Source organism: Dapis hubbardiae BLCC-M172 (assembly GCF_050016015.1).
In the GTDB taxonomy this organism is placed as follows: Bacteria; Cyanobacteriota; Cyanobacteriia; order Cyanobacteriales; family Microcoleaceae; genus Trichodesmium.
The window spans coordinates 16,721-20,425 of the sequence record NZ_JBNHEQ010000128.1 but is presented as its reverse complement, the minus strand read 5'-3'; the positions used below and the strand labels follow the sequence as shown (position 1 = coordinate 20,425).

Annotated in this window: 4 protein-coding genes; 1 reads left to right on the top strand and 3 read right to left on the bottom strand. The window is 31.3% G+C overall.

All coding sequences use genetic code 11. The annotated features are described in order from the left end of the window. Positions 1-866 precede the first annotated feature (866 nt). On the bottom strand, positions 867-1,187 hold the full coding sequence (locus ACP6PK_RS11545; protein ID WP_426559726.1) for a thioredoxin family protein: 321 nt from the start codon (positions 1,185-1,187) through the stop codon (positions 867-869). Between the two features lie 410 nt (positions 1,188-1,597). Next, a complete protein-coding gene (locus ACP6PK_RS11540; protein WP_426559725.1) occupies positions 1,598-1,819 on the bottom strand; it encodes a hypothetical protein in 222 nt (73 codons plus the stop codon). 541 nt (positions 1,820-2,360) lie between these two features. Here ACP6PK_RS11540 and ACP6PK_RS11535 point away from each other — a divergent pair. Continuing rightward, positions 2,361-2,456 (top strand): DUF4896 domain-containing protein, encoded by a 96-nt coding sequence (locus ACP6PK_RS11535; RefSeq protein WP_426559724.1) that lies wholly within the window; start codon positions 2,361-2,363, stop codon positions 2,454-2,456. Positions 2,457-2,623: 167 nt separating this feature from the next. Here the strand turns inward: ACP6PK_RS11535 and ACP6PK_RS11530 are convergent, their stop codons facing one another. Then, a complete protein-coding gene (locus ACP6PK_RS11530; RefSeq protein ID WP_426559723.1) occupies positions 2,624-3,538 on the bottom strand; it encodes a glycosyltransferase family 2 protein in 915 nt (304 codons plus the stop codon). Positions 3,539-3,705: the final 167 nt, after the last annotated feature.

Genomic DNA, 3,705 nt, shown 5'->3' with positions numbered 1-3,705 from the left:
GATAATGGATAATGGATAATGGATAATTGATAATTGATAATTGATAATTACCTCTGGTTAAAACCGTAAAGGAATTGAATATAAGGAAATATCCTAGCACTTTTTTCCCCTTGTAGAGCTACAGCTCGCGGCGCAGCCAAGGGGAGGCTAATAAAGCTGAATTATTTAATTATTAATTATTCGGTAAGCTAAATAAAGATTCCTGAATTATTGATTATTTAACTTATGCTTATGGCTGGAGTCTAGAATTATTTACTAGAATTATTTATATGTGTCAACAACTTATATTTCGTTTCACTTATGCGAATTATAAAAATTAATGCTTTAGTAAGCATTCATATCTTGGCAAATATTTTGCCAAAAATGTCAGGTTTTTGAGCTTAATTTTAGTTATTTTATTGCACTCTTTTCAAGTTTTCGCACCACTTAAACTTATGATATCTATTACTTAGGGATATCATAGGTTTATGCAGTAAATTCTACTTAATAATTAACATAAAAAAGGGTAAAATTAGGAGACTAAAGAGGTTATTAGGAACCTCCCTATAGATGAAGTTAATTTTGTTTTTTTCAGTTTCTATACATCCTTTATTATAAGAATATAGAGCCAAATTATTGAGATTTTCTATTACCAGTTAATCACCCGAAAAATTGAGTAATAAATTCAATAAATTAACTATAGCAATCCGCGCTTATGTTGCGGGTAATTAAAAAGTAAATAAAAAAGTTGAAACTCCCACCTGTTCCCAGTTAAGTCTTCCCTAAAAAGCAGTAAGATTTTTGCCACGAATATGCGGAGGATTGCTATAGATATCAAACACTCAAAAAAACATAATTTTTAAAGCAAGCTTACCTCAATAGAACAATTAAAGTAACTTATCAAGTGCTATCTTGTAACTTTCATAAGGAGAAACCCCAACTATATTTTCCACAAGTTCACTACTTTTAAAAAACATTACTGCCGGAATACTACGAATACTAAATTTCGTGGCAGTTTCTTTGTGTTCAGAAATATCAATTTTAACTACTTTAGCACGACCTTGATATTCTTCAGCTAGCTGGTCAATTAAAGGACTAATTTTCTTACATGGACCACACCACGATGCAGTACAATCTACGACAAAGACGGTCTCAGAAGTTAAAAGTGTATCAAATTCATTGTCATTTATATAAGTTGCTGTACTCATCGAAATACCTGATATGATTAATTATTATTAATCATACATCAAATAGGAATTATCATACCAATGAATAATTGATAATTGATCAATCCGACTTTATTGCCTTCTCTTTCAAGAGAAAAAAAGTTCTACGAGATTTCCTTATCTTCAATTCCTTTACGGTTTTAACCAGAGGTAATTATCCATTATCAATTAATCAATGGTAAGCTATTAATTGCTGTTTTTTAGGGAAAAATAAAAATAAATGTCAGCGATCGCTTCGAGAAATCCTATAAATTTATATAGCAATTATAAATTAGTTGTGAAAATTTTTATAACAATTAATCTCAAGGGAAAATCCTTAAAATTATAACTCCTGACAACTAACTATCACCAAAATATTACAACTAAAATAGGATTGCTATAGTAAAGATAATCTAAATTATTTTCTGATTATTTCGATTATCAATCCATTGCTTGGCACGTTTAACTGCCTCTTGTCGAGAAGAAGCATAAGGTACTGCAACAACACAACCTAATTGATAATTTGCCCAAACTGCATAAGTAGGATATCCATTCATTTCACCTTTGTCTATTTCAACTTTCCAACCTTTATATTCAAAGGACAACATAATATGAGGAAAATCAGGTTCAATCATTATGGTGTGACTAAATTAGCTATGGTTATCTCAAAATAGTTCCAAATTAAAAATCGGAAATTCTAATATTTTTTAGTTTATATAAAATATTTAATAATTAGAGAAAGAAAAAAATTTAGCAAAAACCTATTTCCAGAATCACTTTTCCCAATTTATCAAAGTATATTTATTGAGTGTTTGTTTTGGTTTGATAAGTTAGGTAAGCATTCAGCCGTCAGCTATCAGCTATCAGCTATCAGCTATGAGTTATTAATTCATTATTTTGGAAGGAGGAATTATTTTCCACATGAGAGTTAAAGATTATCAGAACCTAGGAAAAGCTGAGAGCTGACTGCTAATAACTGAATGCTTACTAAGTTAGTATAAAGATAATTGCTTGTTTAAGAGAGTAACTAATATAATGTTATCAACTATTACATCAAATTTTGGAAAGTATCTACTGAGGGAATAAATATTTTTTGCTTGTTCCCTTTTTGACGGGATGAAAAAAATATTTACCGAATAATTAAGGTTTAAAGCCTCTCATGATCAAGGAGAAACAATGAATTTATTTTCCTTTTATTCAATCCTCTTCCTTTTAGGGAGAGGTAATTATCAATTATCCATTATCAATTATCCATTATTGAAAGTCATTTAACTTTAGATTGAGACAAAGCTTTCTTGCTATGAAGGAGTTTCAGATGAAAAAAACTCTCATTTTTAAGTTAAACTACTATCACTCAGTATTTCAAGTCTCCGACTTTAGTCGGAGGTTCACTCTCTACTGATAACTGATAACTGATAACTGATAACTGAAATAACTCCCTACTCCCTAAAAGCAGCATAAACAGCTTTGACATTATACCAATTTAAAAATATCCGAGAAATTTCTAAAGCTAATTGTGATTTTCCTCGGTCAATTAACCATTGCAAAAAAACAGCTATTGTCTTTTCATTTAATTTCCCGCCTAATGATAAAACTCCCCATAATAATCTGTGTATCCATGTCATTTGAATCATCATTTTAACTTCCCAAGTTGGATGTTTTTGATAAAATAAAACTCCCATTTTTCCTCTTTGAATTTCTCTTTCAATCATTCCTGATAATTGCTCTAAAGAAAAGGGTGGATGCCAATGATAACCAACAGCTTCCGGGCATTTTATCAATTTTAAACCCAATTTTTTTAACCTAACTCCCAATTCCAAATCTTCCCAACCGTACTGTTGAAAACGAGCATCAAATAACCCTGCTTCAATTAACCAATGACGAGCGATCGCTACATTTCCTGTAGCAAAAAAAGCTGCTGAAAAATCTGTCAATTTATAAGGTTCTGAAGTAGGGAAATCAAAATTACAAGTATTAATTACTCTGCCATAAGTAAATATACGGTTTGATTGTTTTCCATATTTGACTAAAGTATTTGCGTGGGATTGTAGAAAAGAATTTGTTACTACCAGGTCACTATCAATAAAAATAATAAAATCCCCCTTGGCCTTTTCAACTCCCAAATTTCGAGCTGCTGCTGGCCCTTGGTGAGATTGAGCCAAAAGTTGGATATGGGGAAATTCTGTGGCATTAGCTTCTAGCCAGGGGACAGTATTATCTGTTGAACCATCATCGACAACTATTACTTCATATTCGGTTATGGGTTGTTCATAAGTCTGACTTTCCAAGGCAAGGAGGCATTTTTCTAAAATTGGTAGGCGATTATAGGTGGGAATAATTATACTGAAAAACATAGAGTCATATTATCTCTGGTTTGGTAAAATCTTTGCAGTTCAAGCATCTTGTCTGCCAAAGTTGTACCTCATGCAAGTGTAAAATCTGCTATAATATCTCAACCTTCTACTTCAAAAGTATAACGTTATAGTTTTAGACTAGAGTCTGGCTAAAATCCAGATTCAAA